This window comes from Streptomyces liliifuscus (genome assembly GCF_016598615.1).
GTDB classification, from domain to species: Bacteria; Actinomycetota; Actinomycetes; order Streptomycetales; family Streptomycetaceae; genus Streptomyces; species Streptomyces liliifuscus.
The window spans coordinates 6920602-6941407 of the sequence record NZ_CP066831.1 but is presented as its reverse complement, the minus strand read 5'-3'; the positions used below and the strand labels follow the sequence as shown (position 1 = coordinate 6941407).

Here is a 20806-nt window from a genome sequence, read left to right as displayed (position 1 = left end):
CCGATTCGAGGTGCGCCGACACCTTGTCGACCTGGGACGGTCGGTGTCTCAGTCGCCCTCGGCGCGGACTCGGTCGGCGATGCCCAGGGTCAGCTCCTCCGCCTGGTCCTCCAGGTTCCACTTGCCGTCCTGGTAGGCGTGGTTGCTCACCCAGTACACGAGGACGCCGTCGCGCAGCGACCTCGTGAGGACCCCGAGCGACCAGTCGTTGCCGCCGTCGTGCCAGACGACCCGGCCTTCTGGCGTCTCACGGACGGCCCAGCCGTATCCGTACCAGCCGTCGTCGGAGTCGGGCACCCGCACGCGGGGCGCGAACAGCTTCTGCCTGGCCCGCTCCGGCAGGACCGCGTCGCCCGAGAGGGCCCGGTGCCAGCGGAACATGTCCTCGGCGGTGGAGAGCATTCCGCCGTTGCCGCGCAGATTCCAGTACGGCCCGTCGGCGGCCCAGGGATGGTCGAGGGGCCTGCCCTTGCTGCGCCCCTTGCTGTCGTACTCCACCGCGACCAGGTGCCGCGGCCACCGGGGCAGTACGTATCCGGTGCGCTCCATCCCCGCCGGACCGAACAGGTGCCGGGCGAGGAACGCCTCGTAGCCCTGTCCGGAGGCCTCCTCGACGATCGCGGCGAGCAGGCTGTACCCGGTGTTGGAGTAGTGGAACTCCTTCCCGGGGGCCGACTCCGACTTCGAGGCCAGCGCCTGGCGCACCATCTCGTCGCGGGAGACCGGGTCGTAGTCGTCGCCGAGCCCCTCGACCAGGCCCGATGTGTGCGTGAGCAACTGCTCGATCGTGATGTCCCGTTTGTCCTCGGGAACCGGGCCGAGGAACCGGCTGATCGGGTCGCTCACCCGCAGCCGCCCCAGCACCTCCAGCTTCAGGATCGCGGCGGCGGTGAACTGCTTGGTGATCGACATGACGTCGTAGACCGTGCGGCAGCTCGCGGGTGTGCCGGCGGCGCGGTCCGCCGTCCCGAAGCCTCCGCAGTACACGAGTTCGTCGCCGCGTGCGGCGATGACGGTTCCGCCGGGACCGGCGGGAACCGTCCGGCGGAGGAAGTCGGCGACCGACTCCCCGTCGCGCGCCTTCGCGGCGGACCCGGCGGCCGAGCGCTCCTCGGCAGGCTCTCTGGCGCGCTCCTTGCCCGGCCCGGCGGCGCGCTCTTCGGCGCACGCGCCCAGCGTCAGCAGGGTGGCAAGTGCGGTGACGGCGGCTGCAGTACGGCGGCGGCGGGACTGACCCATATGACCTATGACCTCCAACATCGGGAATCCGCACCGAGGTTGACCGCCGCTGCCGCCGTTCCTCAAGCTGTCAGGTGTTCGAGCTTGTGCGAACCCGTGTACGTCCAGCTCACCAGGGGGGACCACCGTCATGACCACCGCACCGCCCACCCCGCCGGACACCGACGCCGCCGCCTTCGTGGCGGCGCTGCGGCGCCTCAAGGCGTGGTCGGGCCTCAGCTATCGCCGGCTTGAGCGCCGGGCGGCGGAGGAGGGCCACTGTCTGCCGTACTCCACGGCGGCGAGCATGCTCGGCCGGGAACGGCTGCCCCGCGAGGAACTGGTCGCCGCGTTCGTCGCCGCGTGCGGGGTTCGGGGCGCCGAGGCGGAGGCATGGCTGGACGCCCGCACCGACATCGCGTGCGGGCCGGCGCCTGCGCTCATGCCTGTGACTGGGCCTGAGCCTGGGCCTGGGACTGTGCATGGGCATGGGTCTGTGCCTGGGCCTGTGGACGTCACACCTGCGTCCGTGCCTGCGGTCGTCGCGCCCTTGAAGACCGCACCGGCACGCGCCAGGCCCTGGCGGACACGGTTGACCCTCGTCGGTGCGGCGGCGCTCGTCACCGCGCTTCTCGGCGGGGCGACGGCGTCCGGCGTCTTCACCGACGACGAGGAGGTGCGGGAGACGCGGACGACGGTCCGCCTGTGATCCCGCACAGGCGAACCGTCACGGGTGATCCATCACAGGCGAACGGGCGTCATGCGGCATGTTCCACGAACCGTGCCGCGGTCTCCGCGAGCACCTCGCGGCCGTCCCTGGCCCACAACCCGTCGTTGAACAGCTCGACCTCGATGGGGCCGGTGTAGCCGGCCGCCTCGACGTACGCCTTCCACTCGCGCATGTCGATCGCGCCGTCGCCGATCTGGCCCCGGCCGTTCAGGACTCCCTCGGGCAACGGGGTTGTCCAGTCGGCGAGTTGGAAGGTATGGATGCGGTCGCCCGCACCCGCGCGGGCGATCTGTGCGGGCGCCTGGTCGTCCCACCAGATGTGGTACGTGTCGACCGCGACACCGACCTGGTTCGCGGGGAAGCGTTCCGCGAGGTCCAGGGCCTGGGTGAGGGTGGAGACCACACAGCGGTCGGAGGCGTACATCGGGTGGAGCGGCTCGATGGCCAGCCGCACGCCGTTGGCGGCCGCGTACGGGCCCAACTCCCCCAGCGCGTCCGCGATGCGCTCCCGCGCGCCGTGCAGGTCCTTGGAGCCCGCCGGGAGGCCGCCCGAGACGAGGACGAGCGTGTCCGTGCCCAGGGTGGCCGCCTCGTCGATGGCGCGGCGGTTGTCGGCCAGGGCCTCGGCGCGCTCGGCCGGGTCGATGGCCGTGAAGAAGCCGCCGCGGCAGAGGGTGGTGACGGCCAGCCCGGCGTCACGGACCAGCTTGGCCGTCTCCTCCAGGCCGTACGTCTCGACCGGTGCCCGCCACAGACCGACGCCCGGGACGCCCAACTCCAGGCAGGTGTCGACCAGTTCGGGCATCGACAGCTGCTTGACCGTCATCTGGTTGATGCTGAAACGGGAGAGGTCGCCGAGGGGGCTCGTACTGCTCGTGCTCACTGGTTCACTCCGTACAGGGAGAGCAGGTTCTTCATACGGGCCTCGGCGAGGGCCGGGTCCGGGAACAGGCCCAGGCCGTCGGCGAGTTCGTACGCGCGGGCGAAGTGCGGGAGCGAGCGGGACGACTGGAGGCCGCCGACCATCGTGAAGTGCTCCTGGTGGCCCGCGAGCCAGGCGAGGAAGACCACGCCCGTCTTGTAGAAGCGGGTCGGGGTCTGGAAGAGGTGGCGGGACAACTCGACCGTGGGGTCGAGGAGTTCACGGAAGCCGCCCGTGTTCCCGGTGTCGAGGACGCGTACCGCCTCGGCGGCCAGGGGCCCCAGCGGGTCGAAGATGCCGAGCAGGGCGTGGCTGAAGCCCTGGTCGTCGCCCGCGATCAGCTCGGGGTAGTTGAAGTCGTCGCCGGTGTAGCAGCGCACGCCGTCCGGGAGCTTGCGGCGCAGGTCGATCTCGCGCCGGGCGTCGAGGAGGGAGACCTTGATGCCGTCGACCTTGTCGGGGTGGGCGGCGATGACCTCCAGGAAGGTGCTGGTGGCGGCGTCGAGGTCGGTGCTGCCCCAGTAGCCTTCGAGCGCCGGGTCGAACATGGGGCCGAGCCAGTGCAGGACCACCGGTTCGGCGGCCTGGCGGAGCAGGTGGCCGTAGACCTCCAGGTAGTCCTCGGGGCCCTTGGCGATGGCGGCCAGCGCCCGCGAGGCCATGAGGATGGCCCGCGATCCGGACTCCTCGACGAGGGCCAGCTGCTCCTCGTACGCGGCCCGCACCTCGTCCAGGCTGTACGGGTAACCGACCTCGGTCACCGGCAGCTGGTCGGTGCCGACGCCGCAGGCGATGAGACCGCCGACCGCCTTGGCCTCGGCCGACGAGCGGCGGATCAGCTCGGCCGCCCCCGCCCAGTCGAGCCCCATCCCCCGCTGGGCGGTGTCCATCGCCTCCGCGACACCGAGCCCGTGGGACCACAGATGGCGGCGGAAGGCGAGGGTGGCGTCCCAGTCGACGACGGCCGGTGAGTCGGGGGTGGTGTCGGCGTACGGATCGGCGACCACGTGGGCCGCCGAGTAGACCGTACGGGAGGTGAAGGGGGAGCCGGTGGTGAGGGCGAGGGGTTCGGTGCGCGGGGTGTAGGCGCGCAACACGCCTTCCGCGTCGGGTAGTTGGATCCTCCCGTTCGCCGTCGGCTTAGGCGTCGGATCCGGCTTCGGCTTCGGCTTCGAGTTCGGCTTCGTCACAGTGCGATCTCCGGTACGTCGAAGCGGCGGCCCTCGGCGGAGGACTTCAGGCCCAGTTCGGCGAGCTGAACGCCGCGGGCGCCGGCCAGCAGGTCCCAGTGGTAGGGCGCGTCGGCGTAGACGTGCTTGAGGAAGAGCTCCCACTGGGCCTTGAAGCCGTTGTCGAACTCGGCGTTGTCGGGGATCTCCTGCCACTGGTCGCGGAAGGAGTAGGTGGCCGGGATGTCGGGGTTCCAGACCGGCTTGGGCGTGGAACTGCGGTGCTGGGCACGGCAGTTGCGCAGGCCCGCGACGGCAGAGCCCTCGGTGCCGTCGACCTGGAACTCGACGAGTTCGTCGCGGTTGACCCGGACGGCCCAGGAGGAGTTGATCTGGGCGATGGCTCCGCCTTCGAGCTCGAAGACGCCGTAGGCCGCGTCGTCGGCCGTGGCGTCGTACGGCTTGTCCTGCTCGTCCCAGCGCTGCGGGATGTGCGTGGCGGTCAGGGCCTGTACGGACTTCACACGGCCGAAGAGCTCGTGGAGGACGTACTCCCAGTGCGGGAACATGTCGACAACGATGCCACCGCCGTCCTCGGAGCGGTAATTCCAGGACGGGCGCTGGGCCGACTGCCAGTCGCCCTCGAAGACCCAGTAGCCGAACTCTCCGCGGATGGAGAGGATGCGGCCGAAGAAGCCGCCGTCGATGAGGCGCTTCAGCTTGAGCAGGCCCGGGAGGAAGAGCTTGTCCTGGACGACGCCGTGGCGGACACCGGCCGCGTTCGCCAGGCGGGCCAGTTCGAGAGCGCCGTCGAGGCCGGTGGCGGTGGGCTTCTCCGTGTAGATGTGCTTGCCCGCGGCGATCGCCTTCTTGATCGCCTCCTCGCGGGCCGAGGTGACCTGGGCGTCGAAGTAGATCTCGACGGTCGGGTCGGCGAGGACCGCGTCGACGTCCGTGGAGATGTTCGCCGGGTCCAGGCCGTGCTGCTCCGCGAGCGCCTTCAGGGCGTGCTCGCGGCGGCCGACGAGGATCGGCTCGGGCCACAGCACGGTGCCGTCGCCGAGGTCGAGACCACCCTGTTCGCGCAGGGCGAGGATCGAGCGGACGAGGTGCTGGCGGTAGCCCATGCGCCCCGTCACACCGTTCATCGCGATGCGCACCGTCTTGCGTGTCACGTGATTCCCTTCGTACGCGTCCCGCGCCGCGTACGCCCCACAGGTGGACCCCGGTACGTCCGGGGCACCCTGGTGAACTGGTGAGCGTCACAGCAAGCGCTTTCTATATGTAGAGAAGCTAGCCTCTGAGGAGCGGTCTGGACAAGACCGTGACGGGGATGAGTTGTTCGAGGGGGCGAACAACCGGGGGTTTCGGCCTTAGGGTCTGCACGGAGCCGTGCGCTGTGCCCGTGCGCTGTGCGCCCGAGCGTTGTGTGCCCGTGCTTGTGGGGGCGTTTGAGCGCTTGCGCGTGTGGGGCCTGGGACGTCCGTGTGTGCGGGGGTTTGGAGCGCCTGTGCGTGCGGGGCTTGGAGTGCCTGTGCGTGTGGGGCTTGGAGTGCCTGTGCGTGCGGGGGTTTGGAGCGCTCGCGCGTGCAGGGGTTTGAACGCCCGTGTGTGCGGGGTGCTCGGAGCGGTGTACGAGGACGTACTACGAGATGCTCGACCGGAGGACGACGAAGATGACGGTGACCCTGGCGGACGTGGCGGCCCGCGCGCAGGTCTCGCCCGCGACGGTGTCGCGCGTGCTGAACGGGAACTATCCCGTGGCCGCCTCCACCCGCGAGCGGGTGCTGCGGGCCGTGGACGAGCTGGACTACGTACTGAACGGCCCCGCGAGCGCGCTCGCCGCGGCGACTTCCGACCTGGTCGGGATCCTGGTCAACGACATCGCCGACCCGTTCTTCGGGATCATGGCGGGGGCGATCCAGGGCGAGATCGGGGGGCCGGGGGGCCGGGCGGGCGGGGAGCGGCTCGCCGTCGTGTGCAACACCGGCGGTTCCGCGGAGCGGGAGCTCACGTACCTCACGCTTCTCCAGCGTCAGCGGGCCGCGGCGGTCGTGCTGACCGGTGGGGCCGTGGAGAACACGGCGCACGCGGAGGCCGTGGCGACGAAGCTGCGCAAGCTCGCGGCGGCGGGGACGCGGGTCGTGCTGTGCGGGCGGCCGCCCGCGCCGGCCGACACCGACGCGGTCGCTCTCACCTTCGACAACCGGGGTGGCGGGCGGCGGCTCACCGAGCATCTGATCGAGCTCGGGCATCGGCGTATGGGGTACATCGCGGGGCCGGAGGAGCGTACGACTACGCGACATCGGTTGGAGGGGCATCGGGACGCGCTTGCGGCGCATGGCATTCCGGACGAGCCTGCTCGGACTGTGCACGGGCGGTACGACCGGCGGGCCGGGTACGAGGCGACTCTTGAACTGCTGCGTCGTGATCCGGAGTTGACGGCTGTTGTCGCTGCGAATGACACGGTCGCTCTTGGAGCGTGTGCTGCTCTGCGGGACTCCGGGTTGCGGATTCCGGATGACGTGTCTGTTGTGGGGTTCGATGATCTTCCCTTCAGCATTGACGCTGTGCCTGCGTTGACGACTGTGCGGTTGCCGTTGGCGGAGGCGGGGACTCGGGCCGGGCGGATCGCGATGGGACGGGAGGAGGCGCCGCCTGGGGGGATTGCGACGATTCGGGGGGAGTTGATGGTGCGGGGGTCTACGGGGGCGCCGAAGAACTCCTGAGGTTGGGGGGGTCGGGTGCGGGTGGATGGGGGCGGGTGAGTGGGGGGCTGGGCGTGCGTGGGCTGGGCCCCGATGCGGGCATTCACTGCACCCGGCTCGTCGCTGAGCTGGTCACCGCTCTTGGTCGCCGGTGAACTGCCCCGGTGCCGCTGGCCTCGATATCCAGTACTCGCCGAGCACCTGCCCGTGGAACTCTGTCTCTCATGAGCGAGACGACCCCGTACGACGAGGACAGAGCCGCACACTCTCGGCAAGGGCTGGCCCGTCTCGTCCTCTCCGACCACGCCAAGGACGTGGCCAACAGCGCCGCCGGGCTCGTGGGCACGCGTCACGATGCCTATACCGGACTCGGCGGTCGTGTGAGCCAGGCCCAGCAACTCGTCGAACTGGCCGAACGGAGCCTGGCCTCGGCCGTCATCTACGAAGTAGAACGCGGCAGCTCCTGGGCTCAGGTCGCGGCCTATCTGGGAATCAGCGCCGACGAGGCCCGAGAGCGGTACGCCCCTGCCGTGCGGAAGTGGAACATCGCGTTCGAGGAGCCTTACAAACTGGACGAGACGGGCCGTAAGCGCATCCCGCAGCTGCCCACCGCGGCTTACGACCCTGCATGGGCGTGCGCCCAGCTCGACCAGTGGGCCTTCCTCCAGCGCATCGGAATCGACGGCGATCAGGCCGTCAGTTCGGGGCTCGTCATGGCCCGCAGCCCAGATGGGCAGGACGCGGCAGCCGAGGAGAACTGAGCGTCGGCACTCACGGGGTTCGATGCCGAGAGGGCTGCGCGGCTCTCGGCCTGTGCGGGTGGGGTGTGGCTGGTCGCGCCGTTCCCCGCGCCCCTAAAAGACGCGCCTGCCGTTCGTCGTCGGGTCGGGGCCGCGACGGGGCATCCGATCGCAGCTGTGTCATCCCCTGTTCTATTGGGCGCCCTCGGGAGGTCGTGCTGCGATCGGAAACCCCGACACGACCCCTTCGGCAGGGGTGCGACTGCCGCCCGGTGGGGGCGGGCCCCTTCAGGGGCGCGGGGAACTGCGCGCTCAGCCCCCACCGGACCGGCGGCCGACAAACGGTCTCAGGTTCCCGCAGCGCTGTGACGGGCGCGGGCAGACTGCCCGGGCTGGTCAGCCGACGAACTCGACCATGATGGTCGCCGTGCCGGGCACATGCCGGGCGTCGCCCGCGTACGTGACCGTGTATTGGCCGTACATGTTCCAGTCGGGCGGAGTGTCACTGAAGCTGAACGTGCCGTCCTGTTCGACCTTCACATCTGGCAGCTCCACGCCGTTGCGCGTCACCGTGACGGCTCCGGGCTCAGGGAAGGGGATCAGCGAGGTCAGTTTGCCCGTCACGGTGACCGGCGTGCCGACGGGGTTCGTCGGCGGGGCGGACAGGGTGATCGTGCTGGATGCCTTGGCGACGTCGGCGACGACGTCGAGAACGACCTCGCCCGAGTAGGGGAAGCGGGTGGTGAACAGCCTGTTGCCGTCGGGCGCCCAGGCCACGCCTCGGTCAACCAGATCCGCGCGCCCCGGCGACAACGCGACCGTGCGGTACGCGGTGGTCTCTCCCGGGCGGTAGATGTAGACGTCCCATTCCCCTCCCGCCACGATCCCCGCGGCGACCGTGCCGTGGGAGTCGACGGCGACGGAGTTGGGGTAGGCGCCGGTGTCGTACTGGGCCTCCTCCGTCAGGTCCGACAGGCGCCAGCGCTGGTGGTAGTAGTTGGAACCATTCGCGGTGATCACACTGTTGCCGTCCGGCGTCACCGCCACGTCCTCGACATCGGCGACGGCGTCGCTGTAGGCGGTCTCCTGAAGCGTGCCGGAGCCCACGTCGTACACGCGCATGCCCAGCGCTCCCTGGCTCTCCGCGGCGACGAGCCGGTCGGGCGCGTCCGGCGACGAGGCAAGTCGCGGCTTGCCGTACCAGACAGGGTTCTCGTCCAGAGTGACGGTCGGGGGCACCTCGCCGATGGCGACCGACCCGATGCCGGAGTCGAAGACGGTGGCCTGGTAGCCGAAGAACAGGCGGCCGCCAGCGAGGGCGAGGCTCTCCGGTTCGGTGTCGGCCCCGGTTGAGATGCGCCGCGTCTCGGTCAAGGTCGCGGTGTCGATGACGGAGATCGCGTCAGCGTCCGGGAGTGCCACGTACAGGGTGGACTCGTCGGCCGACTCGGCCATGCCCCGCGCCCCACCGAGACCCTCAACCTTCTTCACGACCTGCCCGTCGTGGTCGGTGGCCAGCACAGCGTCGTCGCCGGGGGCGCTGACGTACACATGGCGGCTGTCGGCGAGGGTCTGCCAGTGCGACCGCACGGGCAGGACGATGCCACCCCGGGACTGTGCCGCTGCCGTGCCTGGGGCACCGAGCAGATTGAACGACGCAGCCACCAGGACCAGCGCGGCACCCGCCGCACGTCTTCGTAAACGCACCTGAGGAACTCCTTCGAGTACGGGTCCGGCCGCACGGGCGCGACCGGCGGAGCAACTGTATTGATCCGCACCGACATTGGGACCGCAGGGCGGGCGCGTACGGAGCACACGTCGAGCTACGGACTCGCCGCCCCCGTCATCCGGCCCCGCACATGACCAACCGGACAAGTCCGCCTGGGAACGAACGCGGGAACCAGCGAAATCTTTTGGCGTTCAGGGGCGCGGGAAACGGCGCGAGCACCCCCCCACCGGGCCGCAGCCAGAAAACCGACGGCCCGCAGGGTGCTAGAGCGCGTCCAAGCGAGCCCGTTGTCCCGGGCTGAGGCGGAGTTCGGCGGCCGCGATGTTCTCCTCCAGGTGGGAGAGGCGGGCCGTGCCGGGAATCGGCAGGACGGCCGGGGAGTGGGCGAGGAGCCAGGCGAGGGCGACCTGGGTGGGCGTGGCATCGAGTTCGGCTGCGATCGCCGCGATCTCGGCCCTGTCCCCCGACGTACCCCACGCCACGGTCCGCCAGGGCAAGAAGGCAATGCCCGCCGCCGCGCAGGCGTCCAGCACCGGCTCATGCTCGCGGTCGAGCAAGTTGTACCGGTTCTGGACGCTTGCGATGTCCACGACCTTTCGGGCCTGGTCAAGTTCGTCGACTGTCACCTCGGACAGGCCGATCCGGCCCACCTTGCCCTCGTCCCGGAGGTCCCGCAGTGCGCCGACTTGGTCGGCTAGCGGAGTCGCCGGGTCGATGCGGTGCAGTTGCAGGAGTTCGATGCGTTCCACGCGCAGACGGCGCAGGGCTCGGTCGACCTGGGTCCGCAGGGCCTCCGGGCGGCCGTCCAGCTCCCACTCGCCCGACGCCTCCGACCGTTCGAGGCCGATCTTGGTGGTGACCAGCAGCCCGTCCGCGTACGGGTACAGGGCCTCGGCCAGGAGTTCCTCGTTGGCGCCGCCGCCGTACATGTACGCCGTGTCGATCAGTGTCACTCCGAGTTCGACGGCCCGCCGGGCCACTGCGATGGCGGTCTCGCGTGCGTCTGCCGGCTCCGTGGACAGGTGCATCGCCCCGAAACCGAGCCGCCCCACCTCCAGGTCCCCGCCGATACGGAACGTGCTCGATGTGGTCGTCATCTACGAGTCCCCCCTCGTTCGAACGGCCACGCTAACAGCGCGGGCAGCAAGGAAAAACCCGTGCGCTTATCGGCCACAGCGGGCATAATCTCTGACTGAGTCAGCTATCCAGCCCGATGTGTGAACCACAAGGCAGGTGTCAAAGGCAGGTGCCGGACGTCATGACCATTCAAGAGATCCGTGCCTTCAACCGCTTCTACACGAACCTCATCGGCGCGCTCGACTACAGCCGCCAGCTCCACGCCCCGTACACGCTCACGGAGTCCCGCGTGCTGTACGAACTCGCCCACTCGCCCCGTACGGACGCGGCCGACCTCCGCGGTGAACTCTGTCTGGATTCCGGCTACTTGAGCCGACTGCTCGCGAAGTTCGAGAAGGACGGGCTGATCGAGCGCGCGCCGTCGGAGAAGGACACCCGGCGGCGCCGGATCACGCTCACGGCCCGCGGCCGGGAGACCGCCGATCTGCTGAACGAGCGCTCGCGGGAGGCCGTCGGCTCGCTGCTCTCCACCGTGCCCCCGGAAGACCGGCCCCGGCTCGCCGAGGCCATGCGGGACATCCGCGAGATTCTCTCCGACGCCAGTCGTCGTCCGCCGCGTCGCGAGGACGTGCTGCTGCGCGAGCCGGGACCCGGCGACCTCGGCTGGGTCGTGCAGCGCAACGCCGCGCTCTATGCCTCGGAGTACGGCTTCAACACCGACTACGAGGGCCTGGTCGCCCGGATCGTCGCCGACTTCGCCGAGGACCACGACCCGCACCTGGAGCGGGTGTGGATCGCGGAGCTCGACGGTCGTCCGGTGGGTTGCGTGATGTGTGTACGGGACGAGGCACCCGGCGCCGCCCGGCTGCGCCTCCTGCTCGTCGAACCGGACGCGCGCGGCCTCGGCATCGGCGATCAACTCGTGGGCGCCTGCGTCGAGTTCGCACGCGGAGTCGGCTACCGGGAGATGGTCCTGTGGACAAATGACGTCCTCACGTCCGCCCGCCGCATCTATCAGCGCCACGGCTTCGTCCTCGTCGACGAAAAACCCCACCGCTCCTTCGGCACCGACCTCAACGGCCAGGACTGGCGCCTGGACCTGCATGGCGCAGGCTGAGAGCCGCGGCCGGGGAAGTCGGCCGGGCGCGCCCCGTCAGAGGCGCGGGGAATGGCGCAGTCTTGTGCCTTTAGGGGCGCGGGGAACTGCGCAGTCTTTTGCCTTTAGGGGCGCGGGGAACTGCGCGCCCGGCCCAGTACGACGGCCCGTCGACACCCGACCGACCCCCACCCACCCAGGGGCGCGGGGAACTGCGCGGCCAACCCCCACCGGCCCGCAGCCGACCACCGACCTTCAGGCCCCGACGGAGTCACACGTGCGGGCGGCGGCCCTTCTCCTGGCGTGGGAACGACTGGCGGGCGCCAGGAAGCGTCGGCTTCGGCAGGGTCGCCACCTCCTCCTTCGCCCGTTCCAACTGCTCCGCCGTGTCGTCCGGTAGACGCGGCGCGCGCGGGCGGCCGTGCGAGAAGCGGAACGCGGACGTGAAGTCGCCGAACGTCTCGCGGCGCCAGTCGCTGACGTTCGGCTCCTCCACACCCGTGAAGCTCTCCAGGAACTGGAGGGCAGAGGTGTGGTCGAAGGCCTCCGACGCCACCCAACCGCCCACTGTCCAGGGCGAGATGACGATCGCCGGGACCCGGAAGCCGCCACCGATCGGCAGACCCTGGACGAACTCGTTCGCCGCGCCCGCGCGGGGAGTCGGCGGGGCCACGTGGTCGAACAGGCCGTCGTTCTCGTCGTAGTTGAGGATGAAGGCCGTCTTCCGCCACACCTTGGGGTTGGAGGCGATGGCCTCGATCTTGGATGCGACGAAGTCCGCGCCCGCGGCGGGCAGGTAGTCCGGGTGTTCCGACTGGAAGCTCGTCGGCATGATCCAACTGACCGTCGGCAGGCGGTCGTTGCGGGCGTCGTCCTCGAAGGTGCCCTCGGGCTGGGGGCGTACGCCGCGCTCGTAGAGGTCCGAGCCCGGTGCCGCGTTCCTGAAGGACGCGAACTGCTCCAGCATGTTGCAGCCGTAGTCGTCGTCCTGCTGGTACACCTTCCAGCTGATCCCGGCCGCCTGGAGCCGCTCGGCGTACGTCGTCCAGCGGTACGGCGTCGGCGCCACGTTGCTGAGGATCGGGCCACCCTGCTGCCCGCCGGGGTCGATCGTGCCCGTCATCCACATCAGACGGTTCGGCCAGGTCGGGCCGAACACCGAGCAGTAGTAGTTGTCACAGATGGTGAAGGTCTCGGCGAGGGCAAACTGGAAGGGGATGTCCTCGCGGGTGTAATACCCCATGACGTACGGGCCGTTGACGCCGTCCGCCTTGCGGTGGGCAGGCAGCCAGCGGTCCATTTTGCCGTTGTTCCAGGCCTCGTGCTGGACCGACCAGGCGTGGCTGGTGGACGGTATCGCCTGCGCGCTCGACTTACGGGTGTCGAGGTGGAAGGGCAGCAGATAGCCCTTCGGGTTCTCGGCGTCGGGCTGGTAGAAGACCGAACGGCCGTTGTCGAGTTTCAGCGCGTGCGGGTCCGCGAAGCCGCGCACCCCGGACAGCGTGCCGAAGTAGTGATCGAAGGAACGGTTCTCCTGCATCAGCATCACTACGTGCTCGATGTCGCGGAGCGAGCCACGCCGCGGCGGTCCGGCCGCGACGGCCTTCTGCACGCTGGGCGGGAGGAGAGTGAGGGCCGCGGCGCCGCCCACCGCGCCGGCGGCGGAACCGAGGAGTCTACGACGAGTCAACTCGGGCATGATTGCCCCTTCTTGAGCCAATGGGCTCTGCGGAGTGGCGTGGGCCCGTGACGGAGAGCACCGGGCCGCCGATCACTCTCCGCCCGGTTCGGCATGGCACATCAGGGGCCTCCGGTGAACAAGTGAGAAACGGGTGGAAAGGGGTTGGCCAAGCCATGACATGCCAGGTCGGGGCATTGCCGGGCCGTTGCCGGGACTTGGCGGACGGATGGGTCGTACATGGGTCGGGGGCGCCGCGAGGTGCCGGTCGAGGGGCCGGGCAGCACTGCCCGGAACCGATGTCCTGACCCGCGCGGCACGCGGGAGTGACAGATCACGAGTGGCGGGTACTGTCCGACTCATGAAGCTCGCCTTTTCCACCCTCGGCGTTCCCGGACTCCCGATCAGCGACGTGGTGCGGCTCGCCGCCACGCACGGCTATCACGGTGTCGAGCTGCGCGCGCATCCCGAGGAGCCGGTCCACCCCGGCATCGACCTCACCGAACGGGCCGACGTGGCTGCCGAGTTCAAGGCCGCGGGCGTCGAGATCCTGGGCCTCGCCGGGTACGCGCGCGTCGCGGCGCCGGGCGACGACGGCCCCGTGATCGCCGAGATCCGCGGACTCCTCGACCTGGCCCGGGACCTCGGCGCCCCCTTCATCCGCGTCTTCCCCGGCGGCGACCCCGACCAGAGCCCCGAGGAGGCCGACGCCACGGCCGCCCGCCGTCTGGGCACCGCCGCCGAGTACGCCGCCGACCTGGGCGTACGCATCCTTCTGGAGACCCACGACTCGCACCGCACGGGCGCCGACGCGATCCGCGTCCTCGGCCTCGTCGGTCACCGCCAGGCCGGCGCCCTGTGGGACGTCATGCACACCTGGCTCGGCGGCGAACAGCCCCCGGCCAGCTTCGCCGCGCTCTCACCGCACCTCGGCTACATCCAGGTCAAGGACATCGCCTCCGCCGACGACACGACCCCGCTGCCGCTCGGCACGGGCGTCCTCCCCCTCACCGAGTGCGTCGAACTCCTCTCCCGCGAGGGCTGGGACGGCTGGCTGTGCTGGGAGTACGAGAAGCGGTGGTACGAGGGCGCGGCTCCGCTGGAGGGGTTGCTGGGAGCGGGGCGGGAGCATCTGGCTCGCTTGCTGAACGAGTCGGCGTAGGGCGCGCGGGGGGGGCACGGCTGGACGCCGGCGGGCGTTCATGAACGTGCCTACTGTGTGCGCACCCTCGCCCATACCGTCTTGCCGATCACTCTGGCTCTGAGTTCCCAGCTCTCCGCCAGGGCCGCCACGAGGGGCAGGCCCCGGCCCGACTCCGCCTCCAGGGGCGTTACTTGGGGTTCCGGGAGGCGGGGCGACGCGTCGGAGACCTCGATCTCCACCGCCTTCTCGCCGTCGTAGGTGAGTGCCACCTCGAAGAAGCGGTCGGGGACGCGGGCGTGGCGTACCGCGTTCGTCGACAGCTCCGACACGATCAGTTCGATCGCCTCCGCCGCGTCGGTCGGGATCCGCCATTCCGCGAGTACGGACCTGGCCCCGCGGCGGGCCTCCGGCACGGAGCGGGTCACCGGTGTGAGCCTGCGCCGCCAGGTCCGGACCCGGAGGTCGCGGACGTCTCGCAAGTCTCGGAGGTTTACTCCGTCACTTTCTGTGTTCACAGGAACACTGTCGGCCCTGGTGGCTACCGTCACCAGTGACCGAGCGTCGACGCCTGCGGGAGGTAACTCCGTGCGGGCCGACGTTGATTGGCGTTGAGGCGTGTTGAGCACGGTGGCCGTGTGAAGGGGGAGGTTCGCGATGGCGCAACCCAAGAAGAACTCGTCGTCACCTGCCGCGCAGTATTTCGCGGAGGTCCTGCGGATGCTGCGTACGAAGGCGGGGTTGTCGCAAACCGAGTTGGGCGAGCGGATGGCTTATACGGGGGCCGCGGTGAGCGCCGTGGAGACGTGCGCGAAACCGGCGACGGACGAGTTCATCGAGGCTGCGGAGAAGGCGCTGGAGGCGGGTGGGGTGATTGCGGCGGCGGCCAAGTATTTGCGCCTGGAGCGCTATCCCGCCCACTTTCAGGGGTTCGTTCAGCTTGAGCAGGAGGCGTTGAGCGTTTCCTCGTACTGCACGCAGCTCATCGACGGACTCGTACAGACCGAGGCCTACGCCCGTGCTGTGCTGGGGTCCGCGTTCCCCCCGCTGGACGAGGAGGAGATCAATCAGCTGACCGCAGCTCGTATGGAACGGAAGGCATTGCTGGACCGGAAGCCCGCGTGCGTGCTGAGCGTGATCCTCGAAGAGGCCGCGCTGCGACGCCGGATCGGGGGGCTCGAAGTGATGCGCGCCCAGTATGCGTGCCTCCTCGCCTGCGCCGAACGCCCCAACGTGGTTCTTCAGGTGATGCCGATGAGCATGGCGGGACATGCGGGCTTGCAGGGGCAGATGAAGCTGATCGAGACGCCCGAGAATTCCACCCTTGTGTACATGGAGGGCAACGGACAGAGCACCCTCGTATCCAAGCCGGAAGACGTCGGGGCTCTGGCGCGCCGCTATGCGATGATCAGAAGTCAGGCCCTCCGGCCGGAGGAAACCGCCGTCCTGATCGAGCAGTTGGCAGGTGAGCTATGACCCAACTGACATGGTTCAAAAGCAGCTACAGCGACTCCAGTGGCGGTGATTGCGTAGAGGTGGCCACCACCTCCGCCATCCACATTCGTGACTCCAAAGACATCGCACGCCCCTCCCTCCGCGTCTCCCCCGCCGCCTGGGACGCCTTCATAGCCGAGGTAAGGACCAGCCCGCAGCTCTGATGCTTATCCGCGAAGCCCTCCGCAATCTCCGTCTCACCTGGCGGCCCCTCTACCGGCTCACGCTGCTCGTGACCGGCCTCGCCACCCTCGTGGGGAGCGTGGTCGTGGGGGCCGGGTTCCTGCTGTCGTGGGGGACGTTCGAGGAGGTGCGGAGGAGTGCGGACCAGGACGTCGCCTACGAGGACCCCATCGCGGCGTACATCGACGGCACGATGGAGAACCTGCAGCAGGTCGGCGCGGGCGTCACCGTGCTGCTGCTGGCCCTCGCCGCGGCAGTTGTCGCCGTGTTGCAGACCGCGTACACCGTGGCCTTCGAGCACACCGCGGAGGAGGGTCAACAGGCCCTGACCGTGCGTGTTTTGTGGGCGCGGATGCGTCCGCACGTCGGGGTCGCCTACTGGGTGCAGTGGCGGATCTGGCTGCGCGTCGGAGCTGTGGGCTTTCTGGCGCTCATGATCTCCGTCCTCGCGGACTCGGGGGAAGTGCCGGGTGTCGAGCGGACGCTGGTGGGTGATACCGCGACCTGGCAGTACCGGCTGGTGGGCGGGGTTCTGCCGATCACCGTCGCGGTGCTCGCCCTGTTCGTGTACTTCCGGCACTGCGTGGCCACCGCCGCGCTGGTGACCGAGAACTCCTCGTCCAAGGCGGCGGTACGACGTGCCTGGGCGCTGACGAAGAGGGCGCCCTGGAAGACGTACGGCATCGGGCTGTTGCTCGCGGCCGCCGTTGTGCTCGCGTTCGTCGTCCTGCGGTACGCGGCGGCTCCCGTCGCGCACGTGCTGGGCCTCGGCATGCTGTGGCTGAGCGACGACAACCCGTACATCACCGGGGTGCTGGTCCTGATCACTCCGACGGCGGTGGCCCTGCTCCTGCTGCCGTTGGTGGTTCTGCCGTTCGTGTGCTCAGTGGTCGCCGTGCTGTACCGGGACCTCGGCGCGCGGGATCCTCGCGTCGCCGCCCCGGTGGCGTGACACCGACGTCGGCGCCATCACATCAGCGCCACCGCGTCGGCGTTCGGGCGGCCCAAAACAGCACCACACCAACCCCGTTGTGCACTCCCGTGCCCACCCGTACCAATTTCCGGGAATCAGCGGAATCCGGGGAACCCATCCCCGCCACCCGCCGTCCAATTCGCATGCTGTCGGATGAGTCTCCGCAGTGCGGTGTCGGCCTCGCTGCTGGCTGCGATCGCTGACTTACCCTCTCCGCCGCCTGCGGCCGGCAGCACGCCGTCATCGGCGCGCCCCCCTCCAACAGCGCCGATGGCGGCCCCTCTTGTGTCAGGCACTCCGTACGTGGGTCAGCAGCTGCCGGATGCGCTCGGTCGCGGGGTGGTCGGGCCCGAGGTGGCGCTCGCTGTCGGTCAGGGCGTGCGTGAACCCCTCCGCGCTCAACTGCCCGTCGCCCGCCTTGTGGTGGGTGTAGGCGAGGTTGCCGCGGGAGAGGAGCGTGTTGGGGTGGCCGGGGCCCAGTGTGCGTTCGCGGTCGGAGAGGGTCCGCTCGTGGAGGGGAACGGCATTGGCCGGGGCGTTCGTCAGTTCGTGGGCCCGGGCGAGGTTGTCCCGGCATTGCAGTGTGAGCAGGTTGTCGGGGCCGAGGACGCGCTCACGGCCGGCCAGGGCCTGTTCGTAGAGCGGGATCGCGTGGGCAGGGTCGCCCGCCGCCTCGTGGCCGCCCGCGAGGTTGTTCCGGAAGGTGAGGGTGTCGGGGTGGTCGGGCCCCAGGACTCGTTCCCCGTCGGCCAGGGTCTCCTCGAACAGCCGCACTGCGCGATCCTGGTGTCCCGCCTGCTGGCAGGCGCCGCCGAGGTTGCTTCGGGCGCGCAGGGTGTCGGGGTGGTCCGGGCCCAGCTTGCGTTCGTGGTCGGCCAGGGTTCGCTCGAAGTCCGACACCAGGTCGGCGGCGGGGGGTGGTTCCTCCACCGGTCGGTCCTCCACCGGCCCGTTCCCGTCCGCCCGGTGCGTGCGTAACCCCTCCGTCGACCGCTCCTCCGCCGCCCGTTGCAGCTCCTCGCGAAGCGCGTTCATCGTCTCGGCGCATTGCGTGCGTGGCACTTCGGACATGGCATCCGTCCCCTCGTCTGCCGCCGGTTCAAGCGTACGGCGACCGCCCTCGGGCACCCTCGCGGGAACGGCTCGGGCGGGGTGTATCCGCCGTGTCGGCTGTCCGCGCTATTGACTGGCAGAAATTTCCCGGATATCCGTGACTCCTTGGAAGTTTCCTTCATACTCGCCCCTCCACGGGCCCTTCGGGCCCTCTCCGGAAGGAGCGCACGTGCACACCTCCAGACGTACGCTGCTCGCGGCGACCGCGGGCGCGGCGGCGGTCGTCGCCGTCGGCGGTCCGGCGCTGGCCGAGGACGACGACACCGGCAGGCACGACGACAAGCGGCTCCGGGCCCTGATCTCCCGTATGACGCTCGAAGAGAAGGTCGGGCAGCTCTTCGTGATGCGGGTGTACGGGCACTCGGCGACCGCGCCCGACCAGGCCGACATCGATGCCAACCTCAAGGAGATCGGCGTACGCGATGCCGTCGAGCTGATCGCGAAGTACCGGGTCGGCGGGATCATCTACTTCGGGTGGGCGCACAACACCCGTGACCCGCACCAGATCGCGGACCTGAGCAACGGCATTCAGAAGGCCGCGCTGGAACAGCCCCGCGGGCTGCCCGTGCTCATCTCCACCGACCAGGAGCACGGCATCGTCGCCCGGGTGGGCAAGCCCGCCACGCTCTTCCCGGGTGCGATGGCCCTCGGGGCCGGCGGCTCGCGCACGGACGCCCGGACGGCGGGGCGGATCGGCGGGGCCGAACTGCGCGCGATGGGCGTCAGGCAGGACTACGCGCCGGTCGCCGACGTGAACGTCAACCCGGCCAACCCGGTCATCGGCGTACGGTCCTTCGGCGCCGATCCCCAGGCGGTGGCGGGGCTGGTCGCCGCACAGGTGAAGGGGTATCAGAGCGCCGGGGTCGCCGCCACGTCCAAGCACTTCCCGGGGCACGGGGACACCGAGACCGACAGTCATTACGGCTTCCCCGTCATCGAGCACACCGAGGCCCAGTGGGCCGAGCTCGACGCGCCGCCGTTCCGTGCCGCCGTCGCGGCCGGGATCGACTCGATCATGACCGCGCACATCATGGTTCCGGCGCTCGATCCGTCCGGCGATCCGGCGACCCTCTCCCGGCCCATCCTCACCGGCATCCTGCGCGAGCGGCTCGGCTACGACGGGGTCGTGGTGACGGACTCGCTGGGCATGGAGGGCGTACGGACCAAGTACGGGGACGACCGGGTGCCCGTGCTCGCGCTCAAGGCCGGTGTCGATCAACTCCTCAATCCGCCGAAGCTGGACATCGCCTGGAACGCGGTCCTCCAGGCCGTCCGTGGTGGTGAGCTGACGGAGGCGCGCCTCGACGAATCGATCCTGCGGGTGCTGCGGCTGAAGGCCAAGCTGGGGCTGCTGAAGGATCCGTATGTCACTCGGCGCGGGGTGGACCGGGTCGTGGGGATCTCGTCGCATCTCAAGGCCGCCGATCGCATCGCCGAGCGGACCACGACTCTTCTCGTCAACTCCGGGGGGCTGCTGCCGCTTTCGCGTCGTACGCATCGGAGGGTTCTTGTCGTCGGGGCCGATCCCGCCTCGCCGTCCGGCACCACCGGGCCGCCCACGACCGTGCTCGGCGCCGCGCTGACCGAGCTGGGCTTCACGGCGACTGTTCTCTCCACGGGCACGGCCCCCACCGACGCGACCATCGCGAAGGCCGTCGCGGCGGCCCAGGGCGTGGACGCGGTGCTCGTGGGGACGTACAACGTCACGGCCGCCTCCAGTCAGCGGACGCTCGTGAACCAGCTGCTCGGCACCGGCCGCCCGGTGGTCGCGCTCGCCATTCGCAATCCGTACGACGTGGCCCAACTGCCCGATGTCAAGGCCTACTTGGCGGCGTACTCCTGGACGGACGTCGAGCTGCGCGCCGCCGTGCGCGTGCTCGCGGGGCGTGCCGACCCGGTGGGCGAACTGCCGGTGCCGGTGCAGAAGGCGGACAAGCCGACGGAGGTGCTGTACCCCGTCGGGCACGGTCTGAGGTACTAGCTCCCACGTATCGGGCCCCGCCTACTGGGCCTGACGTACGGGACCTACGCCGCACACCCGGCGCACCGCCCCCAACTGACGCAAAGCACCCCGTACGCCTGGCGGGGCCCGCCGCGACGGGTCACGCTGGGCCGGGGGATCGGGGGGAGCGCCATGCGCGATGGACGGGGCGTGGGAGCACGTCGTACGGGGATGGTGTGCGGGCTGCTGATGCTGGTGGCGGCGGCGCTCACGGGGTGCCAGCAGTCGTCCGGGACCGAGGAGCGCAAGCTGGACGAGACGACTCCGGCTCCGACGCGGGCCTCGGGATACGGGGTGGTGTTCCTCGCGATCGACGAGTGCAGTTCGTTCGGGCGCGAGTCGTTCACCGAGGTGCCGTGCTCCAGCGAGAAGGCGGCGGCACGGGTGGTCGCGCGGCACGACGGGAAGGTCGGCGAGGGTCCGCCCTGCCCCGCCACCACGGACTTCGTGCTGCACATCAGCGAGCAGAAGCCCTCGGCCGACGAGGACGGCGACGGCGCGGTCCCGCAGGGCTACGCCTGTATGCGCAATCTGGAGGCCCCGCATCCGGGCGACCCGGGCGGCGGCGGGGGTCCCCGCACCATCGTGGGCGACTGTGTCTACAGCGCGGGCGAGGGCGAGGTCCGTGAGACGTCGTGCGACAGCACGGGCAAGAAGGCGCCGGAGTTCAAGGTGACCGCGGCGGTGGAGAAGCGCACCGGCTGCCCTGCCTCGACGGCGTTGTACGTCCAGCTGGGCGGGCCGAAGCCGGTGGGCTGCGCCCGCCCGGTGTAGCCCCGGGATCTCCCCGAGGACTCCACCGGACGGGCGCGGCAGGGCGATTGCCGCGTCGG

At 70.1% G+C, this 20806-nt stretch carries 19 protein-coding genes; 10 read left to right on the top strand and 9 right to left on the bottom strand.

What is annotated here, in order from left to right; genetic code table 11:
- Window positions 1–48 precede the first annotated feature (48 nt).
- Complete coding sequence (locus tag JEQ17_RS29965; RefSeq protein WP_234048419.1) at window positions 49–1260, bottom strand: serine hydrolase domain-containing protein; 1212 nt, start codon at window positions 1258–1260, stop codon at window positions 49–51.
- Between the two features lie 109 nt (window positions 1261–1369).
- On the opposite strand from JEQ17_RS29965, the gene JEQ17_RS29960 reads away from it, so the two are divergent.
- Window positions 1370–1927: a hypothetical protein gene (locus tag JEQ17_RS29960; protein WP_200398052.1), complete on the top strand. Its 558-nt coding sequence runs from the start codon at window positions 1370–1372 to the stop codon at window positions 1925–1927.
- Window positions 1928–1976: 49 nt separating this feature from the next.
- Here the strand turns inward: JEQ17_RS29960 and JEQ17_RS29955 are convergent, their stop codons facing one another.
- From JEQ17_RS29955 to JEQ17_RS29945, 3 genes are all read right to left on the bottom strand, one after another.
- Window positions 1977–2774: a sugar phosphate isomerase/epimerase family protein gene (locus JEQ17_RS29955; RefSeq protein ID WP_200401797.1), complete on the bottom strand. Its 798-nt coding sequence runs from the start codon at window positions 2772–2774 to the stop codon at window positions 1977–1979.
- A 53-nt stretch (window positions 2775–2827) separates the two neighbouring features.
- Window positions 2828–3991, bottom strand: coding sequence for a dihydrodipicolinate synthase family protein (locus JEQ17_RS29950; RefSeq protein WP_200401796.1), 1164 nt, complete (start codon window positions 3989–3991; stop codon window positions 2828–2830).
- A gap of 65 nt (window positions 3992–4056) precedes the next feature.
- Window positions 4057–5214 carry a Gfo/Idh/MocA family protein gene (locus tag JEQ17_RS29945; RefSeq protein WP_200398051.1) on the bottom strand — a complete coding sequence of 386 codons (1158 nt, stop codon included), beginning with the start codon at window positions 5212–5214 and terminating at the stop codon, window positions 4057–4059.
- Between the two features lie 501 nt (window positions 5215–5715).
- On the opposite strand from JEQ17_RS29945, the gene JEQ17_RS29940 reads away from it, so the two are divergent.
- Entirely contained in the window at window positions 5716–6768 is a 1053-nt protein-coding gene (locus JEQ17_RS29940; RefSeq protein WP_200398050.1) for a LacI family DNA-binding transcriptional regulator, read from the top strand.
- Between the two features lie 203 nt (window positions 6769–6971).
- Window positions 6972–7508 carry a hypothetical protein gene (locus JEQ17_RS29935; RefSeq protein WP_200398049.1) on the top strand — a complete coding sequence of 179 codons (537 nt, stop codon included), beginning with the start codon at window positions 6972–6974 and terminating at the stop codon, window positions 7506–7508.
- Window positions 7509–7883: 375 nt separating this feature from the next.
- Here JEQ17_RS29935 and JEQ17_RS29930 read toward each other — a convergent pair whose 3' ends face one another.
- Complete coding sequence (locus tag JEQ17_RS29930; RefSeq protein WP_200398048.1) at window positions 7884–9194, bottom strand: hypothetical protein; 1311 nt, start codon at window positions 9192–9194, stop codon at window positions 7884–7886.
- Between the two features lie 285 nt (window positions 9195–9479).
- Window positions 9480–10313, bottom strand: coding sequence for an aldo/keto reductase (locus JEQ17_RS29925; protein WP_200398047.1), 834 nt, complete (start codon window positions 10311–10313; stop codon window positions 9480–9482).
- Between the two features lie 161 nt (window positions 10314–10474).
- On the opposite strand from JEQ17_RS29925, the gene JEQ17_RS29920 reads away from it, so the two are divergent.
- On the top strand, window positions 10475–11410 hold the full coding sequence (locus JEQ17_RS29920; RefSeq protein ID WP_200398046.1) for a bifunctional helix-turn-helix transcriptional regulator/GNAT family N-acetyltransferase: 936 nt from the start codon (window positions 10475–10477) through the stop codon (window positions 11408–11410).
- A 250-nt stretch (window positions 11411–11660) separates the two neighbouring features.
- Here the strand turns inward: JEQ17_RS29920 and JEQ17_RS29915 are convergent, their stop codons facing one another.
- Entirely contained in the window at window positions 11661–13088 is a 1428-nt protein-coding gene (locus tag JEQ17_RS29915; protein WP_200398045.1) for an alkaline phosphatase family protein, read from the bottom strand.
- A gap of 340 nt (window positions 13089–13428) precedes the next feature.
- On the opposite strand from JEQ17_RS29915, the gene JEQ17_RS29910 reads away from it, so the two are divergent.
- Window positions 13429–14229: a sugar phosphate isomerase/epimerase family protein gene (locus JEQ17_RS29910; RefSeq protein WP_200398044.1), complete on the top strand. Its 801-nt coding sequence runs from the start codon at window positions 13429–13431 to the stop codon at window positions 14227–14229.
- A gap of 50 nt (window positions 14230–14279) precedes the next feature.
- On the opposite strand, the gene JEQ17_RS29905 is transcribed toward JEQ17_RS29910, so the two are convergent.
- Complete coding sequence (locus JEQ17_RS29905) at window positions 14280–14636, bottom strand: ATP-binding protein (RefSeq protein WP_200398043.1); 357 nt, start codon at window positions 14634–14636, stop codon at window positions 14280–14282.
- 229 nt (window positions 14637–14865) lie between these two features.
- Between JEQ17_RS29905 and JEQ17_RS29900 the strand changes: the two genes are divergently transcribed.
- Genes JEQ17_RS29900 through JEQ17_RS29890 form a run of 3 tightly spaced genes read left to right on the top strand, consistent with a single transcriptional unit; the run spans window position 14866 to window position 16837 of the window.
- On the top strand, window positions 14866–15684 hold the full coding sequence (locus tag JEQ17_RS29900; RefSeq protein WP_200398042.1) for a helix-turn-helix domain-containing protein: 819 nt from the start codon (window positions 14866–14868) through the stop codon (window positions 15682–15684).
- Window positions 15681–15866 carry a DUF397 domain-containing protein gene (locus JEQ17_RS29895; RefSeq protein WP_200398041.1) on the top strand — a complete coding sequence of 62 codons (186 nt, stop codon included), beginning with the start codon at window positions 15681–15683 and terminating at the stop codon, window positions 15864–15866. The genes JEQ17_RS29900 and JEQ17_RS29895 overlap by 4 nt, the downstream gene beginning before the upstream one ends.
- On the top strand, window positions 15866–16837 hold the full coding sequence (locus tag JEQ17_RS29890; protein ID WP_200398040.1) for a hypothetical protein: 972 nt from the start codon (window positions 15866–15868) through the stop codon (window positions 16835–16837). The genes JEQ17_RS29895 and JEQ17_RS29890 overlap by 1 nt, the downstream gene beginning before the upstream one ends.
- 309 nt (window positions 16838–17146) lie before the next feature.
- Here the strand turns inward: JEQ17_RS29890 and JEQ17_RS29885 are convergent, their stop codons facing one another.
- A complete protein-coding gene (locus JEQ17_RS29885) occupies window positions 17147–17920 on the bottom strand; it encodes a tetratricopeptide repeat protein (protein WP_200398039.1) in 774 nt (257 codons plus the stop codon).
- A gap of 220 nt (window positions 17921–18140) precedes the next feature.
- Between JEQ17_RS29885 and JEQ17_RS29880 the strand changes: the two genes are divergently transcribed.
- Window positions 18141–19952, top strand: a complete 1812-nt coding sequence (locus tag JEQ17_RS29880) for a glycoside hydrolase family 3 protein (RefSeq protein ID WP_200398038.1) — start codon at window positions 18141–18143, stop codon at window positions 19950–19952.
- Between the two features lie 153 nt (window positions 19953–20105).
- A complete protein-coding gene (locus JEQ17_RS29875) occupies window positions 20106–20747 on the top strand; it encodes a hypothetical protein (protein ID WP_234048418.1) in 642 nt (213 codons plus the stop codon).
- Window positions 20748–20806 lie beyond the last annotated feature (59 nt).